Origin of the sequence: Kribbella sp. HUAS MG21 (assembly GCF_040254265.1) — a bacterium.
Lineage (GTDB): Bacteria > Actinomycetota > Actinomycetes > Propionibacteriales > Kribbellaceae > Kribbella.
In genome coordinates this window covers 734,274-748,850 of the sequence record NZ_CP158165.1, presented here as the reverse complement: position 1 = coordinate 748,850, position 14,577 = coordinate 734,274, and the positions used below count along the sequence as shown (strand labels likewise).

General features: G+C 69.5%; 16 protein-coding genes. 14 read left to right on the top strand and 2 right to left on the bottom strand.

Annotated features, from left to right (window positions below):
- Positions 1 to 65 precede the first annotated feature (65 nt).
- From ABN611_RS03635 to ABN611_RS03615, 5 genes are read left to right on the top strand one after another with little or no spacing between them, the layout of a single operon-like run.
- Positions 66 to 1,061: a sugar ABC transporter substrate-binding protein gene (locus ABN611_RS03635; protein ID WP_350278323.1), complete on the top strand. Its 996-nt coding sequence runs from the start codon at positions 66 to 68 to the stop codon at positions 1,059 to 1,061.
- A 9-nt stretch (positions 1,062 to 1,070) separates the two neighbouring features.
- The gene (locus ABN611_RS03630; protein WP_350278322.1) at positions 1,071 to 2,117 is read left to right on the top strand and encodes an ABC transporter permease; all 1,047 of its coding nucleotides are present in this window, start codon (positions 1,071 to 1,073) and stop codon (positions 2,115 to 2,117) included.
- Positions 2,114 to 2,995: an ATP-binding cassette domain-containing protein gene (locus tag ABN611_RS03625; protein WP_350278321.1), complete on the top strand. Its 882-nt coding sequence runs from the start codon at positions 2,114 to 2,116 to the stop codon at positions 2,993 to 2,995. Before ABN611_RS03630 ends, ABN611_RS03625 begins: the two co-directional genes overlap by 4 nt.
- Positions 2,992 to 4,044, top strand: a complete 1,053-nt coding sequence (locus tag ABN611_RS03620; protein ID WP_350278320.1) for a Gfo/Idh/MocA family oxidoreductase — start codon at positions 2,992 to 2,994, stop codon at positions 4,042 to 4,044. The genes ABN611_RS03625 and ABN611_RS03620 overlap by 4 nt, the downstream gene beginning before the upstream one ends.
- A 58-nt stretch (positions 4,045 to 4,102) precedes the next feature.
- On the top strand, positions 4,103 to 5,605 hold the full coding sequence (locus ABN611_RS03615) for a CoA-acylating methylmalonate-semialdehyde dehydrogenase (protein WP_350278319.1): 1,503 nt from the start codon (positions 4,103 to 4,105) through the stop codon (positions 5,603 to 5,605).
- 45 nt (positions 5,606 to 5,650) lie between these two features.
- Here ABN611_RS03615 and ABN611_RS03610 read toward each other — a convergent pair whose 3' ends face one another.
- Positions 5,651 to 6,640: a LysR family transcriptional regulator gene (locus ABN611_RS03610; protein ID WP_350278318.1), complete on the bottom strand. Its 990-nt coding sequence runs from the start codon at positions 6,638 to 6,640 to the stop codon at positions 5,651 to 5,653.
- A gap of 77 nt (positions 6,641 to 6,717) precedes the next feature.
- Here ABN611_RS03610 and ABN611_RS03605 point away from each other — a divergent pair, with 77 nt between their 5' ends.
- A complete protein-coding gene (locus ABN611_RS03605; RefSeq protein ID WP_350278317.1) occupies positions 6,718 to 7,467 on the top strand; it encodes a hypothetical protein in 750 nt (249 codons plus the stop codon).
- On the opposite strand, the gene ABN611_RS03600 is transcribed toward ABN611_RS03605, so the two are convergent.
- Positions 7,422 to 8,423 carry a Gfo/Idh/MocA family oxidoreductase gene (locus ABN611_RS03600; protein WP_350278316.1) on the bottom strand — a complete coding sequence of 334 codons (1,002 nt, stop codon included), beginning with the start codon at positions 8,421 to 8,423 and terminating at the stop codon, positions 7,422 to 7,424. The two genes, ABN611_RS03605 and ABN611_RS03600, sit on opposite strands and share 46 nt — an antisense overlap.
- A 661-nt stretch (positions 8,424 to 9,084) precedes the next feature.
- Here ABN611_RS03600 and ABN611_RS03595 point away from each other — a divergent pair.
- The 8 genes from ABN611_RS03595 (at position 9,085) to ABN611_RS03560 (ending at position 14,577) form a co-directional block, all read left to right on the top strand.
- Positions 9,085 to 9,828, top strand: a complete 744-nt coding sequence (locus ABN611_RS03595) for a GntR family transcriptional regulator (RefSeq protein WP_350278315.1) — start codon at positions 9,085 to 9,087, stop codon at positions 9,826 to 9,828.
- A 197-nt stretch (positions 9,829 to 10,025) separates the two neighbouring features.
- Positions 10,026 to 11,303, top strand: a complete 1,278-nt coding sequence (locus ABN611_RS03590; RefSeq protein WP_350278314.1) for an ATPase, T2SS/T4P/T4SS family — start codon at positions 10,026 to 10,028, stop codon at positions 11,301 to 11,303.
- Positions 11,303 to 12,163, top strand: a complete 861-nt coding sequence (locus tag ABN611_RS03585) for a type II secretion system F family protein (RefSeq protein ID WP_350278313.1) — start codon at positions 11,303 to 11,305, stop codon at positions 12,161 to 12,163. The genes ABN611_RS03590 and ABN611_RS03585 overlap by 1 nt, the downstream gene beginning before the upstream one ends.
- The gene (locus ABN611_RS03580) at positions 12,160 to 13,098 is read left to right on the top strand and encodes a type II secretion system F family protein (RefSeq protein ID WP_350278312.1); all 939 of its coding nucleotides are present in this window, start codon (positions 12,160 to 12,162) and stop codon (positions 13,096 to 13,098) included. Before ABN611_RS03585 ends, ABN611_RS03580 begins: the two co-directional genes overlap by 4 nt.
- A 17-nt stretch (positions 13,099 to 13,115) precedes the next feature.
- Positions 13,116 to 13,313, top strand: coding sequence for a hypothetical protein (locus ABN611_RS03575; protein WP_350278311.1), 198 nt, complete (start codon positions 13,116 to 13,118; stop codon positions 13,311 to 13,313).
- Positions 13,314 to 13,700, top strand: a complete 387-nt coding sequence (locus ABN611_RS03570; protein WP_350278310.1) for a TadE/TadG family type IV pilus assembly protein — start codon at positions 13,314 to 13,316, stop codon at positions 13,698 to 13,700. It abuts the gene before it with no gap.
- Entirely contained in the window at positions 13,697 to 14,146 is a 450-nt protein-coding gene (locus ABN611_RS03565; protein ID WP_350278309.1) for a hypothetical protein, read from the top strand. The genes ABN611_RS03570 and ABN611_RS03565 overlap by 4 nt, the downstream gene beginning before the upstream one ends.
- Positions 14,143 to 14,577, top strand: coding sequence for a Tad domain-containing protein (locus tag ABN611_RS03560; protein WP_350278308.1), 435 nt, complete (start codon positions 14,143 to 14,145; stop codon positions 14,575 to 14,577). The genes ABN611_RS03565 and ABN611_RS03560 overlap by 4 nt, the downstream gene beginning before the upstream one ends.

Sequence of the window (14,577 nt, the reverse complement as noted above, 5' to 3'; positions counted from 1 at the left end):
CACTCTCGGGTCCCACGCAAGTCCGCGGAGTGACCGCGGACCACCTGAAAGGCTGGTGGCAAGTCATGGTTCGGTGGCAGAAGAGGGCGGCGGCCGGTGTTGCCGCTGTCGCACTCGCCGCGGCGCTGGCCGCGTGCAGCGACTCCGGCGGCAAGCAGGAGGAGCAGAGCTCCGGCGGTGGCGGCGGCAACGTCGCCGACACGCCGCGGATGAAGGTCGCCCTGATCACCCACTCGGGCCCCGGCGACACCTTCTGGGACATCGTCCGGCGCGGCGCCGAGGCGGCCGCGAAGAAGGACAACATCGAGCTGCAGTACTCCGCCGACCCGGACGGCGCGGCCCAGGCGAACCTGGTGCAGACCGCGATCGACTCCAAGGTCGACGGCATCGCCGTCACGCTGAACAAACCCGACGCGGTGATCCCGAACGTGAAGAAGGCGATCGCGGCCGGGATCCCGGTGACGATCCTGAACGGCGGCCTCGACCAGTGGAAGTCCACCGGCGCGCTCGGGTACTTCGGCCAGGACGAGCGGATCGCGGGCCAGGCGACCGGTGACAAGCTCAAGCAGCTCGGCGCCAAGAAGGTCGTCTGCGTCATCCACGAGCAGGGCAACGTCAGCCTGGAGGCCCGCTGCCAGGGCATCAAGGACAAGTTCGGCAACGTCGAGAACGTCAACGTCAACGGCACCGACCAGCCGGGGACCCAGGCGACCCTGACCTCGAAGCTGCAGGCCGACAAGACCGCCGACTACGTGGTGGCGCTGAACGCGGGCATCGCGCTGACCGCGGTCCAGGCGGCCAAGGATGCCGGCTCGTCGGCGAAGATCGGCAGCTTCGACATGAGCAAGGAGATGGCCAAGGCGGTCAACGACGGGACCGTGCAGTTCGCCGTCGACCAGCAGCCGTACCTGCAGGGCTACCTCGCGATCGACGCGATCTGGCTCTACAAGACCAACGGCGACACGATCGGCGGTGGCGAGGCGACCCTGACCGGGCCGGCGTTCATCGACAAGTCGAACATCGCGGCGGTCCAGAAGTACGCCGAAGCCGGGACGCGCTGAGGTAGCGCCATGGCATCGACCATCACCTCACCCGTCTCGGCGGACGACCGCGTCTCCGCCCGGTCCCTCGGCGCCCGGCTGCTGAGCCGGCCGGAGATCGGGTCGCTCGTCGGCGCGGCCGTGATCCTGGTGTTCTTCGTGATCGCAGCGCCGCCGTTCCGCGACATCAACAACACCGGCACGATCCTGTACCAGGCCGCGCTGATCGGTGTGATGGCGGTGCCGGTCTCGCTGCTGATGATCGGCGGCGAGTTCGACCTCTCGGCCGGCGTCGCGGTGACGACGTCCGGCCTGACCGCGGGCATCTTCGCCTACCAGTTCAGCCTGAACGTCTGGGTCGGCGTCCTCGTCGCCCTGGCGCTCTCGCTGGCGATCGGCGCGTTCAACGGCTGGCTGCTGATGCGGACGGGCCTGCCCAGCTTCCTGGTGACACTGGGCACCTTCTTCATCCTGCAGGGGCTGAACATCGCGGTCACCCGGCTCACCTCCGGCGCCGTCGCGTCGAACTCGATCGGCGACATGGACGGGTTCGGCGCGGCGAAGTCGGTGTTCGCGTCGGAGTTCAAGCTCGGCGGCGTGACGATCAAGATCGTCGTCGTGTGGTGGCTCGTGTTCGTCGCGATCGCCGCCTGGGTGCTGCTGAAGACGCAGATCGGCAACTGGATCTTCGCGGCCGGAGGCGACGCGGCGGCCGCGCGCGCGGTCGGCGTACCGGTGAAGAAGGTCAAGATCGGCCTGTTCATGGCGGTCGGCTTCTTCGCCTGGTTCGCCGGGATGCAGTTGCTGTTCGTGCAGAACGGCGTCGTGCAGTCAGGTGAAGGTGTCGGCAAGGAGTTCCTGTACATCATCGCGGCGGTGGTCGGTGGGTGTCTGCTGACCGGCGGCTACGGGTCGGTGGTCGGCGGTGCCGTCGGGGCGCTGATCTTCGGGATGGTGCAGTTGGGCGTCGTGTACGCCGGCTGGAACCCGGACTGGTTCAAGGCGTTCCTCGGCGCGATGTTGCTGCTGGCCACCATCGTCAACCTCGTCGTCAAGAACAAGGCGGAGGCACGATGACGACCACGAATTCGTTCGCGGACGAGGCGGCGACCAGCCCGAATGCTCCGATCGTGCTCCTGGAGGACGTCGGCAAGAGCTACGGCAACATCGACGCGCTCCGCGGCGTGTCGCTGGCGGTCCGGCAGGGCGAGATCACCTGCGTACTCGGTGACAACGGCGCCGGCAAGTCGACGCTGATCAAGATCATCGCCGGGCTGCACGACTACACCGCCGGCCGGATGTCGGTGAACGGCGAGGAGCGGCACTTCTCCTCGCCGCGGGAGGCCCTGGACAGCGGCATCGCCACCGTCTACCAGGACCTTGCCCTGGCACCGCTGATGTCGGTCTGGCGGAACTTCTTCCTCGGCAACGAGATCACCAAGGGCCCGTTCCGGCAGCTCGACGCGACGAAGATGAAGCGGATCGCGCAGGAGGAACTGACCAAGATGGGGATCTCGATCCCCAACCTGGAGCAACCGGTCGGCAAGCTGTCCGGCGGGCAGCGGCAGTGCGTGGCGATCGCACGGGCGATCCACTTCGGCGCGAAGGTGCTGATCCTCGACGAGCCGACGGCGGCGCTCGGCGTGAACCAGTCCGGTGTGGTGCTGAAGTACATCGTGAAGGCGCGGGACGCCGGCATCGGCGTCATCTTCATCACCCACAACCCGCATCACGCCTACCTGGTCGGCAACCACTTCGTCGTACTGAAGCTGGGTCGGGTGGCGCTCGACACGCACCGGGCGGAGATCACGCTGGAGCAGCTGACCACCGAAATGGCGGGTGGTTCCGAGCTGGAGGCATTGAGTCACGAGCTGCGGGAGATCGATCCTGGAGTGGTCGTGGAGCCGGCGGACGCCGGACCGGAGGCAGGCGAGAAGGGGCGGGAAGGACCATGAGTGAGCTGCGGGTCGGCGTCGTCGGAGTAGGTGTGATGGGTGCCGACCATGCGGAGCGAGTCGTGCGGAAGACGGCAGGCGCGCGGCTCGTCGCCGTGTCCGATGCCGACCAGGGCCGGGCGGAGAAACTCGCGGCCGAGCTCTCCGGCGGTACGGCGGGCCGTGCGGCGGGCGGTACGTCGTACGGCAATGTCCGGGTCTTCGCGGATCCGCTGGCGCTGATCGCGGCCGGCGACGTCGACGCGGTGATTCTCGCCTCGCCCGGGTTCGCGCACGCGGAGCAACTGTTCGCCTGTCTCGAGCACGGGAAGCCGGTGTTGTGCGAGAAGCCGTTGACGATGGACGCGGCGTCGTCGTTGCAGGTGGTCGAAGCCGAGCACAAGCTCGGGCGGCAGCTGATCCAGGTCGGGTTCATGCGGCGGTTCGACCCGGAGTACGCCGCCCTGAAAGAGCTGCTCGACTCGGGCGAGCTCGGGCGGACATTGCTGCTGCACAACGTGCACCGGAACCAGACGTCCACGCCGTCGTTCCGGAGCGAGATGATCGTCCGGGACTCGATGGTGCACGAGGTGGACATCGCCCGCTGGTTGTTCGGCGAGGAGATCACGCGCATCACCGTGCACACCCCGAAGCCGACGAGCCTGGTCGCGGACGGCGTCTCGGATCCGCAGCTGGCGGTGTTCGAACTGGCGAACGGCGCGATGGCCGACGTGGAGGTGTTCGTGAACTTCCAGGTCGGGTACGAGGTGCGGTGTGAGGCCGTGGCCGAGCGTGGCAGTGCGACGATCGGGCTCGGATCCGGCGTGTTCACGCGCGCGAACGGGCTGGCGGGCGCCGCGGTGCCGGCCGACTTCCGGGTGCGGTTCGAGCAGGCGTACGACATCGAAGTACAGCGCTGGGTCGACGCGACCCTGCGCGGTGAGATCGACGGGCCGAGTGCGTGGGACGGCTACGCGGCGGCAGCCGTCTGCGAGGCCGGTCTGGAGTCGCTGAGCAGCGGCAAGCCCGCCGACGTCGCGTTGGCCGACCGCAGCGAGGTCTTCGGATGAACTGACGGCACGCGCCCCTCGAATGGAACTGGAACACCCCCGGCAGTGAGGAAACATCGTGAGTACTGAGAGCAAGCGCATCACCCATCTCGTCGGCGGCAGCTCGTGGACCGGCGTGGCCGAGCGCACCAGCAAGGTCTACAACCCGGCGACCGGCCAGGTCACCGGCGAGCTGGACCTGGCGTCGGCGGCGACCGTCGACGAGGTCGTCAAGGTCGCGCACGACGCGTCGAAGGCGTGGGCGCAGACCTCGCTCACGAAGCGCGCGCAGATCCTGTTCGCGTACCGCGAGCTGGTCAACCGGGACAAGGAGCGGATCGCCCAGCTGATCACCGCCGAGCACGGCAAGGTGCTGTCCGACGCGCTCGGCGAGGTGACCCGCGGGCTCGAGGTGATCGAGTTCGCGTGCGGCATCCCGCACCTGCTAAAGGGCGGGTACAGCGAGGGCGTCTCGACCAAGGTCGACGTGTACTCGATCCGGCAGCCGCTCGGCGTCTGCGCGGTGATCTCGCCGTTCAACTTCCCGGCGATGGTGCCGATGTGGTTCGTTCCGATCGCGGTTGCCTGCGGCAACAGCGTGGTGATCAAGCCGTCCGAGAAGGACCCGTCCGCGGCGAACGCGATGGCCGAGCTCTGGAAGGAGGCCGGTCTGCCGGACGGCGTCGTGAACGTCGTCCACGGTGACAAGGAGGCCGTCGACCGGCTGCTCGAGCACCCGGACGTCAAGTCGGTGTCGTTCGTCGGGTCGACGCCGATCGCGAGGTACGTCTACGAGAACGGCACTCGCAACGGCAAGCGGGTGCAGGCGCTCGGCGGCGCCAAGAACCACATGATCGTGCTGCCGGACGCGGACCTCGACCTCGCGGCGGACGCGGCCGTGAATGCCGGGTTCGGGTCGGCGGGCGAGCGCTGCATGGCGATCTCCGCGCTGGTCGCGGTCGAGCCGATCGCGGACGAGCTGATCGGCAAGATCAAGGAGCGGATGGGCAAGCTAAAGACCGGGGACGGAACCCGCGGCTGCGATATGGGTCCGCTGGTGACGGGCGAGCACCGGGACAAGGTCGCCGGGTACGTCGCGGCCGGGGTCGAGGCCGGCGCGGAGCTGGTGGTGGACGGGCGCGAGGGCGACTTCGACGGGGCGGACGACGGGTTCTGGCTGGGGCCGACGCTGTTCGACAAGGTGACGCCGGAGATGTCGATCTACACCGACGAGATCTTCGGGCCGGTGCTGTCGGTGGTGCGGACCCCGTCGTACGACGCGGCGCTCGAGCTGGTGAATGCGAACCCGTACGGCAACGGGACCGCGATCTTCACCAACGACGGGGGCGCGGCGCGACGGTTCCAGAACGAGGTCGAGGTCGGGATGGTCGGCATCAACGTCCCGATCCCGGTCCCGATGGCGTACTACTCGTTCGGCGGCTGGAAGAACTCGCTGTTCGGCGACACCCACGCGCACGGCGTGGAAGGCGTCCACTTCTTCACACGCGGCAAGGTGGTCACGAGCCGCTGGCTGGACCCGTCCCACGGCGGCATCAACCTGGGCTTCCCGACGCACGACTGAGCTCGGTGGCCCGGTCTCCTCACCTCGGCTGCCGGGGTGGGGAGATCAGTCGTGCGCTGAGAGGGCTTCGGCGAGGGCCTTGGCGGCTGGGGTGGGGAGGTGGGCGTGGAGGAGTTCGGTGCGGTGGATGAGGCGTGGGGTGGTCAGGGGGATCGCGGCGAGGTTTGGGGGGATTGCGGAGTGGGGGAGGACTGCTAGGCCGTGGCCGGCTTCGATGAGGGTCAGGAGGGTGTGTAGGTCGGTGCCCGTGTAGGTGAAGGCTGGGCGGAGGGCGTCGGAGCCGGCGGCGGTGCGTAGGGCTGTGAGTGGGGCGGCTAGGTCGGGGGCGTCGATCCAGCGCGCGTCGACCAGGTCGCTTAGCGACAAGCCGCTGCGGACGGTGCTGGCGGGGTGAGAGGCACGGCCGGCGAGGTGAGGGTCGGCGGCGGGGGCGGGACCAGCCTCAGCTTGAGCGGCAGGGAGAGCGACAACTGCGGGCGTGGGAGGAGTGGTGTGGGCCAGGGGGTGGGATCTGGGGAGGGTTATGGCTAGGGGTTCCTGGGTGGTGGGGGTTGTGTTCAGAGGTGCGGTGATTGGGAGGGGGTCTGTGGGGGCGGTGACGCCGTCCGTCAGGCCTATGGTGTGGGTGCCTGTGGCTACGGCTTCGGGGACCTGCGCTCTCGGGTAGATGGTCAGGGCTAGTTCGGTGCCGGGGTGGGTTCGGCGTACGGCGGCCAGGTGGGCGGCCAGGGAGCGGGCTGCCAGAGGAGAGGCGGCGATGGTCAGGGTGGTGGGTGGGGCGGTGACGGTACGGCGTACGTCGGCGCGTGCGGCGTCCAGGCGGAGCAGGATGGGGCCTGCGTGTTCGAGGAGGCGCTCGCCGGACGGGGTCGGCGTCACCGGGCGGCGGTGGAGTAGCGGCGTACCCAGATCGTTCTCGAGGGCGGCGATGTGCTGGGAGACGGCGGACTGGGTGTAGCCGAGGCGCGTGGCGGCTGCGGAGAAGGATCCGCATTCGGCGACCGTGACGAAGGTGCGCAGCAGATGAGGATCCACGAGCATCAGTATCTCTGATCGCCCGTGCAGAGATCATCGTTGGCGCTGATGCCGGAGCCGCGCCGAGGATAGGACCCATGAACGCTTACTCCGGACGCCTCGCCCTGGTCGGGGACCGCTCGCCGCATGTTCGTTCGCACGCCCGCATTCCCGGCCTGCTCCGCGAACTCGAGCAGCGCGACCACCTGGACCTCGACATCTACTGGATCTCCACCGACACCGTCGACGACGCGATCGCAGGCTTCGACGGGATCTGGCTGCTGCCCGGCAGCCCGTACCGCAGCGAGGCGGGCGCGATCACCGCGGTCCGGACGGCCCGCGAGCAGGGCATCCCATTCCTCGGTACCTGCGGCGGGTTCCAGCACGCGATGCTCGAGTACGCGCGCACCATCAGTGGCGCGACAGGCGTCCAGCACGGAGAGACCAATCCCGATGCGGACGACCTCCTGATCGTCCCGCTGCACTGCTCCCTCGACGGCCATGAGGGCGCCGTACAAGTCACGCCAGGCACCCGCGCGGCGGAGCTGCTCGGCGCAGAGCGGTCGGTCGAGCGGTACCACTGCTCGTACGGTCTGGACAGCAGCAGGCTCGACCTGTTGCGCGACCACGGCATGGTGTTCAGCGGGTACGACGACGCGGGTGAACCGCGCATCGCGGAATTACCCGACCACCCGTTCTACCTGGCCACCCTGTTCCAGCCGGAGCTGGCCGGGGCCGGCAACAGCACGCGGCCGCACCCGTTCGTCCAGGCGTTCGCGCATGCAGTTGCCGGTCGCAACGATCAGATCGTCGAGGTGGGCCGCGGGGTCATGCCGGCGGCGACGTAGCACTCGTCGATCAGGCGCATCGTGGCCAGCGCGTCGTCGGCGTCGGTGAGCAGCGGAGCGCCGTTGCGGACCGCGCCGATGAACGCGTCGAGTTGATAGGTGTACGACGTCCGCGTGCCGAGGTGCTCGACCCAGGTGTCCTCCTTGGTCGTCACGATGACGCGGTCGTCGTTCTGCGGCACGACGTAGAACGGCGCGAACGCCTCACCCCGGCTGCCCACGACCTTGAGGCTGAACTCGACGCTTTCCGCGGCCATGCTGGTCCGCACGGAGCCGGTCGCGCCGTTCGGGAACTCCAGGTCGGCGTTCAGCCACTCGTCCACGCCCGGCAGCCGCTTGCGCTCACCGGCGCGCGCACTGACCAGCCGCGGCGCGCCACCGGCGTACTGGCCGAACATGCGTTGCGCGTGCAATGCGTAGCAGCCGACGTCCATCACGGCGCCGCCGGCGAGCGGCAGCGACCAGCGCGGGTCCTCGTCGGCGGGCGGCGGCATCACCATCGTCGCCTCCACGTGCTGCAGGTCGCCGAGTTCGCCCTTGGCGACCAGCTCCTGCAGGCGGCGCATCACCGGGTGGTAGGCGTAGTGGAAGGCCTCCATGAACACCAGCCCGGACGACCGGACGGCCTCCCGTACCTGCTCGGCCTCGGCCGCGTTGCTGGCCGACGGCTTCTCGGTCAGCACATGCTTGCCGGCAGCAAGGGCCCGGAGGTTCCACGGGCCGTGCAGCCCGTTGGCGAGCGGGTTGTAGATCGCCTCGATCTCGGGGTCGTCCAGGAGCTGCTGGTACGACGCATGGACACGTTCGACACCGTGCTCGGCGGCGAAGGCCTCGGCGCGAGCGGTGTCGCGCGCGGCGACCGCGACCAGCCGGCTGTTGGTCAGCTTGGCCGGCTCGACGATGGCCCGGCCGGCGATCCGGGCGGCACCGAGGATGCCGATCCGCAGCGGTTCCATGCATTCTCCCTTGCTGACAGCCCTACGGGGCGGCGGCGAGGTCGTTGCGAGCCGGACCCCGATGGGAAGCCTAGTTCCTCACGACAGGCTCACCGCGAAGGCGAAGTCGTCATCCTCCCCCACCACACCGACCCTCCAAACCCGATGCCCGCGATCCGGACCTCGTGGCCGGTGATGTTCACCCCCTGTTCAGCGTGCGACGTCAGGGGAGCCGGTAAAAACCCGCAGCCCGCAGCCGACCGGAGTCCGCTTCGTCGATGCTGACCCGCCGGACCTCACCCGGCACGATCCCGCCTCCGGCCGAGGGCGCCCCAGAACACCAGCGGCAGGAACAGGGTGCGGATCAGCATCGCCCACCCGGCCTTGCCCAGCCCCACGCGGCCGCCGTCCTTGATCCGGACCAACCGCGTCCCGGTGAGGAGCGCCCCGATCCCCCGGCCGTTGCCGTAGAACCAGCCGTACAGCAGTGGCAGGACGAACAGCAGCGTGATCGCGATGACGACCGCCCCGGCGTCCTTGTTGCGTCTGTCGAACGCAGGTAGTACAGCACGCCGAGACCGATCGCCGTCCCGTTCTATCCAGAGTGCGGGTGTCTGGGATGCTTCTGATCAAATTCGGGTGGTGGGTCGACGGAATCCGGTCCAGCCTTCAGGATGAGGCCATGAGTACCGTGCAGGTCCGGGTCGATCGGAACAGTCGTACGCCGTTGCACGTGCAGTTGGCGCAGCAGTTGGAGGCGGCTATCCAGGGCGGGGAACTGCCTGTCGGGTCGCGGCTGAGCAATGAGGTGGACCTGGCCGAGGCGTACGGGTTGAGCCGGCCGACGGTGCGGCAGGCGATCGCCCGGCTGGTCGACCAGGGCCTTCTGGTGCGCAAGCGTGGTGTCGGTACCCAGGTAGTCGGCAACTCCGGACAGGTACGCCGCTCGCTCGAACTGACCAGCCTGTACGACGACCTCACCGCCGCGCACCGCAAGCCCGAGACAGAGGTACTGCGCTTCGGCATCTCGCCCGCCACCGCAGAGGTTGCCACAGCACTGCAGTGCGACGAGGGCGACCGAGTACTGCGCCTGGAACGTCTGCGCCGCGCCGACGGCGAGCCGCTCGCGCTGATGCGCAACTGGCTCCCGCCCGAGACCCTGGAAACCGATCCGGCCACCCTCGCGGAGCGCGGGCTCTACCAGCTGCTGCGCGCCGAGGGTGTCCGGCTGAAGGTGGCGCACCAGACCATCTCCGCCGTACCCGCAACGCTCGAGCAGGCGCGCCTGCTGGCGGAGGAGCCGGGCTCGCCGCTGCTGGCGACGACCCGGATCACGTACGACGACCACGGGCAGCCGGTCGAGTACGGCTCCCATCTGTACCGCGCCAGCCGCTATTCGTTCGAGCACACGCTCGTGCACCGCTGAGCATCCTGCCGTTGCAACAAGGTGCAATTTTCTGGACCTGGCCGTGAGCCGATCGATACGCTGAGTGAGCCAATGGCGTGTCACGGTTATCCACAGGGTGCCCAGGCGCGAGTGGCGCCGGATACCCCACGGTTGAAAGGATGGTCGCGGATGGTGACCGAACGTGGTCGCCGGACGGGACCGACACGGGGAGATCGATGACAGCGGACAGGCTCGACGCGCACCGTGCGGGCTGGACCGGTGCCGTCGAGCTGATCGACGCGCAGGTCCGTGACGTCGTCCGCCGCGAGGGCATCGACCCGCTCCGCGACCCCGGCGCGGTGAACGCGATCGTCGCGACCGTCGTCAAGGAGTACGACGAGCGCAGCCTGACCGGCGTGGTGCCGCCGATCGCCGATCTGGAGGCGGTCAGCCGGGAGGTGCACGACCGGGTCGCGGGCTTCGGGCCGCTGCAGCGCTACCTCGACGACCCGAGCGTCGAGGAGATCTGGATCAACGAGCCGAGCCGGGTGTTCATCGCCCGCGAGGGCCGCCACGAGCTGACCACGACGGTGCTGACCGAGGAGGAGGTCAGCGACCTCGTCGAGCGGATGCTGAAGACCACCGGCCGCCGGATCGACGTCTCGCAGCCGTTCACCGACGCGCGGCTGCCCGACGGCAGCCGGGTGCACATCGTCCTCGGCGGGATCACCCAACGCTATGCGGCGATCAACATCCGCAAGTTCACCGTCCGCGCGACCCGGCTCAGCGACCTCGTCCAGCTCGGTTCGCTGACGCCGCACGCGGCCGCGGTCCTGGAGGCGTCCGTTGCCGTCGGCCTCAATGTGCTGGTCTCCGGCGGCACCCAGGCCGGCAAGACCACGATGCTGAACGCACTGGCCGGTTCGATCCCCGGCAGCGAGCGGGTGATCAGCTGCGAGGAGGTCTTCGAGATCAAGCTGCCGATTCCCGACTGGGTGTCGATGCAGACCCGGCAGGCCGGGCTCGAGGGCACCGGCGAGGTGCGGCTGCGCGATCTCGTGAAGGAGTCGCTGCGGATGCGGCCGTCGCGGGTGATCGTCGGCGAGGTGCGCGGCGAGGAGTGCCTCGACCTGCTGCTCGCGCTGAACAGCGGCCTTCCCGGCATGTGCACGATCCACGCCAACTCCGCGCGCGAGGCGCTGACCAAGATGTGCACGCTGCCGCTGCTGGCCGGCGAGAACATCGGTTCCCGGTTCGTGCTGCCGACGGTGGCCGGCTGCGTCGATCTCGTCGTACATCTCGGGATCGGGGCGGACGGGCACCGGCGGGTGCGGGAGATCGTCGCGGTCACCGGGCGGGTCGAGGAGCAGGCGATCGAGACTGAGACGCTGTTCCAGACGTACGACGGATACCTGCGCCGCGCCGAGGGACATCTGCCGCATCCGGAGCGCTTCCAGCAGGCCGGGTACAACGTGGCCGGGCTGCTGACCGAGTTGCCCCGCGGGGTGAAGTGATGGGCCTCGTGATCGGGCTGTTCTTCGGGGTCGGGCTGCTGCTGATCATCGCGGCGATCGTGGCGCCGGCCGAGACCGTGCCCGGTGCGGAGGGGCGGTTGCGCGCGAAGAGCCGGGACCTGCTCGCCCGGGCCGGAATCGAAGGGCTGACGCCGGGCGCGTTCATCGGCGCGTGTGTGCTCACCGGGCTGTTCGCGTTCCTGCTGATGTTCCTGATCTCGAAGACCTTGCCGGTCGGTCTGGTGTTCGGGCTGATGGCGGGCTGGCTGCCGATCGCCCTGGTCCGGGCGCGGGCCCGGCGGCGGCTGGCCGAGTTCCGCGAGCTGTGGCCGGACGTCGTGGACAACATCGCGTCCGCGGTGCGGGCCGGGTTGTCGTTGTCCGAGGCCTTGGCGCAGGTGGGTGAGCGTGGTCCGTTGCCGCTGCGGGAGCCGTTCCAGCGGTTCGGCGCCGACTACGCGTCGACCGGCCGGTTCGCCGAGTCGCTGGACCGGTTGAAGGCGCGGCTGGCCGACCCGGTCGGGGACCGGGTGGTCGAGGCGTTGCGGATCGCCCGCGAGGTGGGCGGCGGCGACCTCGGCCGGCTGCTGCGGTCGCTGTCGACGTTCCTGCGCGACGACGCCCGCACCCGGTCGGAGCTCGAGTCCCGGCAGTCGTGGTCGGTCAACGGCGCGCGCGTCGCGGTCGCGGCGCCGTGGCTGGTGCTGGCGTTACTGTCGTTCCAGGGCGACGTGATCCAGCGGTACAACACGCCCGTCGGCGCCCTGATCATCGGCGCGGGCGCGGTCGTGTGCGTGATCGCGTACCGGTTGATGCTCCGAATCGGCCGGCTGCCCGAGCCCGAGCGGGTGCTGCGATGAATCCCTTCCTGGCCGGCGGTTTTCTCGGCGCGCTGTTCGGGATCGGGCTGCTCGTCGTCGTGGTGCGGTTGCCGTTCCTCCGCAAGCCGCCGGTCGACGAGCGCATCTCGCCGTACCTGCGGGATCTCGGGGCGCCGGACGTGTTCGTCGGCGTGGTGGACTCGCGGTCGCCGTTCTACGCGATCCTGCGGCTGTTCGGCCCGTCGCTGCGGGCCGCGGCGCAGCGGCTGGAGCGGATCCTCGGCGGCGCGAGCACGATCCGCCGGCGGTTGCAGCGCGCCGGGCTGGAGCGGACGGTCGAGGAGTTCCGGATCGAGCAGTTGCTCTGGGGGACGATCGCGTTCGCCGCGGGCCTGGTGATCTCGGTCGTCGCCGTCGCGTTCGGCCTCGGGAACCCGGTCGGCATGCTGCTGTTCTGTGTGTTCCTCGGAGTCCTCGGGGTGCTCGGCCGCGACACCTTCCTGACAACGCAGGTACGGCGGCGCGAGCGAAGGTTGCTGGCCGAGCTGCCGACCGTGGCCGAGCTGCTGGCTTTGTCGGTCGCGGCCGGTGAAGGCCCGGCCGCCGCGCTCGACCGGGTGGCGCGTTCCTCGCGGGGCGAGCTGGCCAACGAGCTGAAACGGGTCCTGGCCGAGACCAGGGCGGGAGAAACGCTGGTCCGGGCGCTGGACGCGCTCGCGGACCGGACCGGGTTGCTGGCGCTCTCGCGCTTCGCGGACGGGCTGGCGGTCGCGCTCGAGCGCGGCACCCCGCTGGCCGACGTGCTGCGGGCGCAGGCCGGCGACATCCGGGAAGCGGGTCGCCGCGAGCTGATCGAGTCCGGCGCGCGCCGTGAGGTCGCCATGATGGTCCCGGTGATCTTCCTGGTGCTGCCGGTGACCATCGTTTTCGCCTTCTATCCGGGCGCTGTCGGGATCCGGCTGATCGCCGGATGAATCGAGGAGAGATCATCATGTCCCTACACCTGACGAGGCTGTTCCTGGCGTTGCTGCTGAAGCCACGCCCGGCGCGGAAGGAGCGCGGCGACGTGCCGGGGTGGGTGCTGATCACCGTGATGACCGCGGGCCTCGTCGTCGCGATCTGGACGGTGGCCGGCGATGAGCTCGAAAAAATGCTGAGGAACGCACTGAGCTCCGTCGCCAACAAGTAGATGCAAAGAACCCGTGGCGAGCGGGGCTCGGCGGTGGTCGAATTCGTGCTGGTGGCGACGATCCTGGTGCCGTTGTTCCTCGGCATCCTGCAGGTCGGCCTGTTCCTGTACGTGCGCAACACCGTGACCGCCGCCGCCTCCGAGGGCGCGCACTACGCGGCCGTGCTCAACCGCACGCCGGCCGACGGTGAGGCACGCACCCGGGAGCTGATCAGCGGCGTGGTGACCGACGGACTGATCGACTCGGTGTCCGCGGAGCAGATCGACCTCGACGGCCAGCCCGGCATCGAGGTGACGGTCGACGCCCACATGCCGCCGCTCGGCCTGTGGGGACCGGGCATCTCCTTCACTGTTGAGGGACATGCCGTGAAGGAGACGGGCGAGTGAGGCGCCGCCGGGACGAGCGCGGCAGCGCGGTCGTGGAGTTCTCCTGGCTGGCGATCCTGCTGCTGGTGCCGCTGGTCTACATGATGCTCGGCGTGTTCGACGTCCAGCGGGCGTCGTACGGCGCGACCGCGGCGACCCGGGCGGCCGGACGTGCGTTCGTGATCGTGCCGGACGGCGTGTCCGAGGACGAGGCGCGGGCGCGGGCGTTCGACGCCGCGCGGATCGCGATGCGGGACCAGGGCATGGAGCTCGGCGACGACGAGCTCACGATCAGCTGTACGCCGGCCTGCCTGCAGCCGGGGTCCACCGTCACGGTCACGCTCGACACCAAGGTCCGGCTGCCGCTGATCCCGGACGCGCTCGGCGGCGAACCGCCGGCGATCCGGATCAGCTCCGAGCACACCGAGGCGTTCGGCGACTACCGCCAGGCGAAGGGTGCCGGATGACTCGCACGCACAAGCGGGACGAGCACGGGCAGATGACCGTCCTGATCGTTGGCTTCACCATCGTCATCCTGCTGATGATCGTGGTGGTGACCGACATCTCGAAGGCCTTCCTGGTCCGGCGCAACCTGGACGCGACCGCGGACGGCGCGGTGCTCGCGGCCGCGAACGGACTCGCCGCCGTGTACGCCCAGCCCGGCGCCGGGAGCAACGCCGTGATCGACCCGGAGCAGGCCCGGCAGCTGACCGCGGCGTACCTCGACGATGTTGCTGCTGGCAACAGGTTCGACAACCTCGACTGGTCGGTGGACGTCGACGGCACGACGGTGACCGTCCGCCTCACCTCGACCGCCGACCTTCCGTTCCAGCCGCCCGGTTTCCCGGGGACCGCCGACATCGCCTCCGAGGCCGCGGCCGTCGTACCGATCCGCTGA

What these genes read in the sequence shown, in the direction of transcription:
- ABN611_RS03605 (WP_350278317.1), top strand. Translation starts at nt 6,718, where the DNA reads ATGAACGCTTACTCCGGACGCCTCGCCCTGGTCGGGGACCGCTCGCCG.
- ABN611_RS03560 (WP_350278308.1), top strand. Translation starts at nt 14,143, where the DNA reads ATGACTCGCACGCACAAGCGGGACGAGCACGGGCAGATGACCGTCCTG.
- ABN611_RS03630 (WP_350278322.1), top strand. Translation starts at nt 1,071, where the DNA reads ATGGCATCGACCATCACCTCACCCGTCTCGGCGGACGACCGCGTCTCC.
- ABN611_RS03595 (WP_350278315.1), top strand. Translation starts at nt 9,085, where the DNA reads ATGAGTACCGTGCAGGTCCGGGTCGATCGGAACAGTCGTACGCCGTTG.
- ABN611_RS03635 (WP_350278323.1), top strand. Translation starts at nt 66, where the DNA reads ATGGTTCGGTGGCAGAAGAGGGCGGCGGCCGGTGTTGCCGCTGTCGCA.
- ABN611_RS03575 (WP_350278311.1), top strand. Translation starts at nt 13,116, where the DNA reads ATGTCCCTACACCTGACGAGGCTGTTCCTGGCGTTGCTGCTGAAGCCA.
- ABN611_RS03585 (WP_350278313.1), top strand. Translation starts at nt 11,303, where the DNA reads ATGGGCCTCGTGATCGGGCTGTTCTTCGGGGTCGGGCTGCTGCTGATC.
- ABN611_RS03570 (WP_350278310.1), top strand. Translation starts at nt 13,314, where the DNA reads ATGCAAAGAACCCGTGGCGAGCGGGGCTCGGCGGTGGTCGAATTCGTG.
- ABN611_RS03620 (WP_350278320.1), top strand. Translation starts at nt 2,992, where the DNA reads ATGAGTGAGCTGCGGGTCGGCGTCGTCGGAGTAGGTGTGATGGGTGCC.
- ABN611_RS03600 (WP_350278316.1), bottom strand. Translation starts at nt 8,423, where the DNA reads ATGGAACCGCTGCGGATCGGCATCCTCGGTGCCGCCCGGATCGCCGGC.
- ABN611_RS03580 (WP_350278312.1), top strand. Translation starts at nt 12,160, where the DNA reads ATGAATCCCTTCCTGGCCGGCGGTTTTCTCGGCGCGCTGTTCGGGATC.
- ABN611_RS03625 (WP_350278321.1), top strand. Translation starts at nt 2,114, where the DNA reads ATGACGACCACGAATTCGTTCGCGGACGAGGCGGCGACCAGCCCGAAT.
- ABN611_RS03590 (WP_350278314.1), top strand. Translation starts at nt 10,026, where the DNA reads ATGACAGCGGACAGGCTCGACGCGCACCGTGCGGGCTGGACCGGTGCC.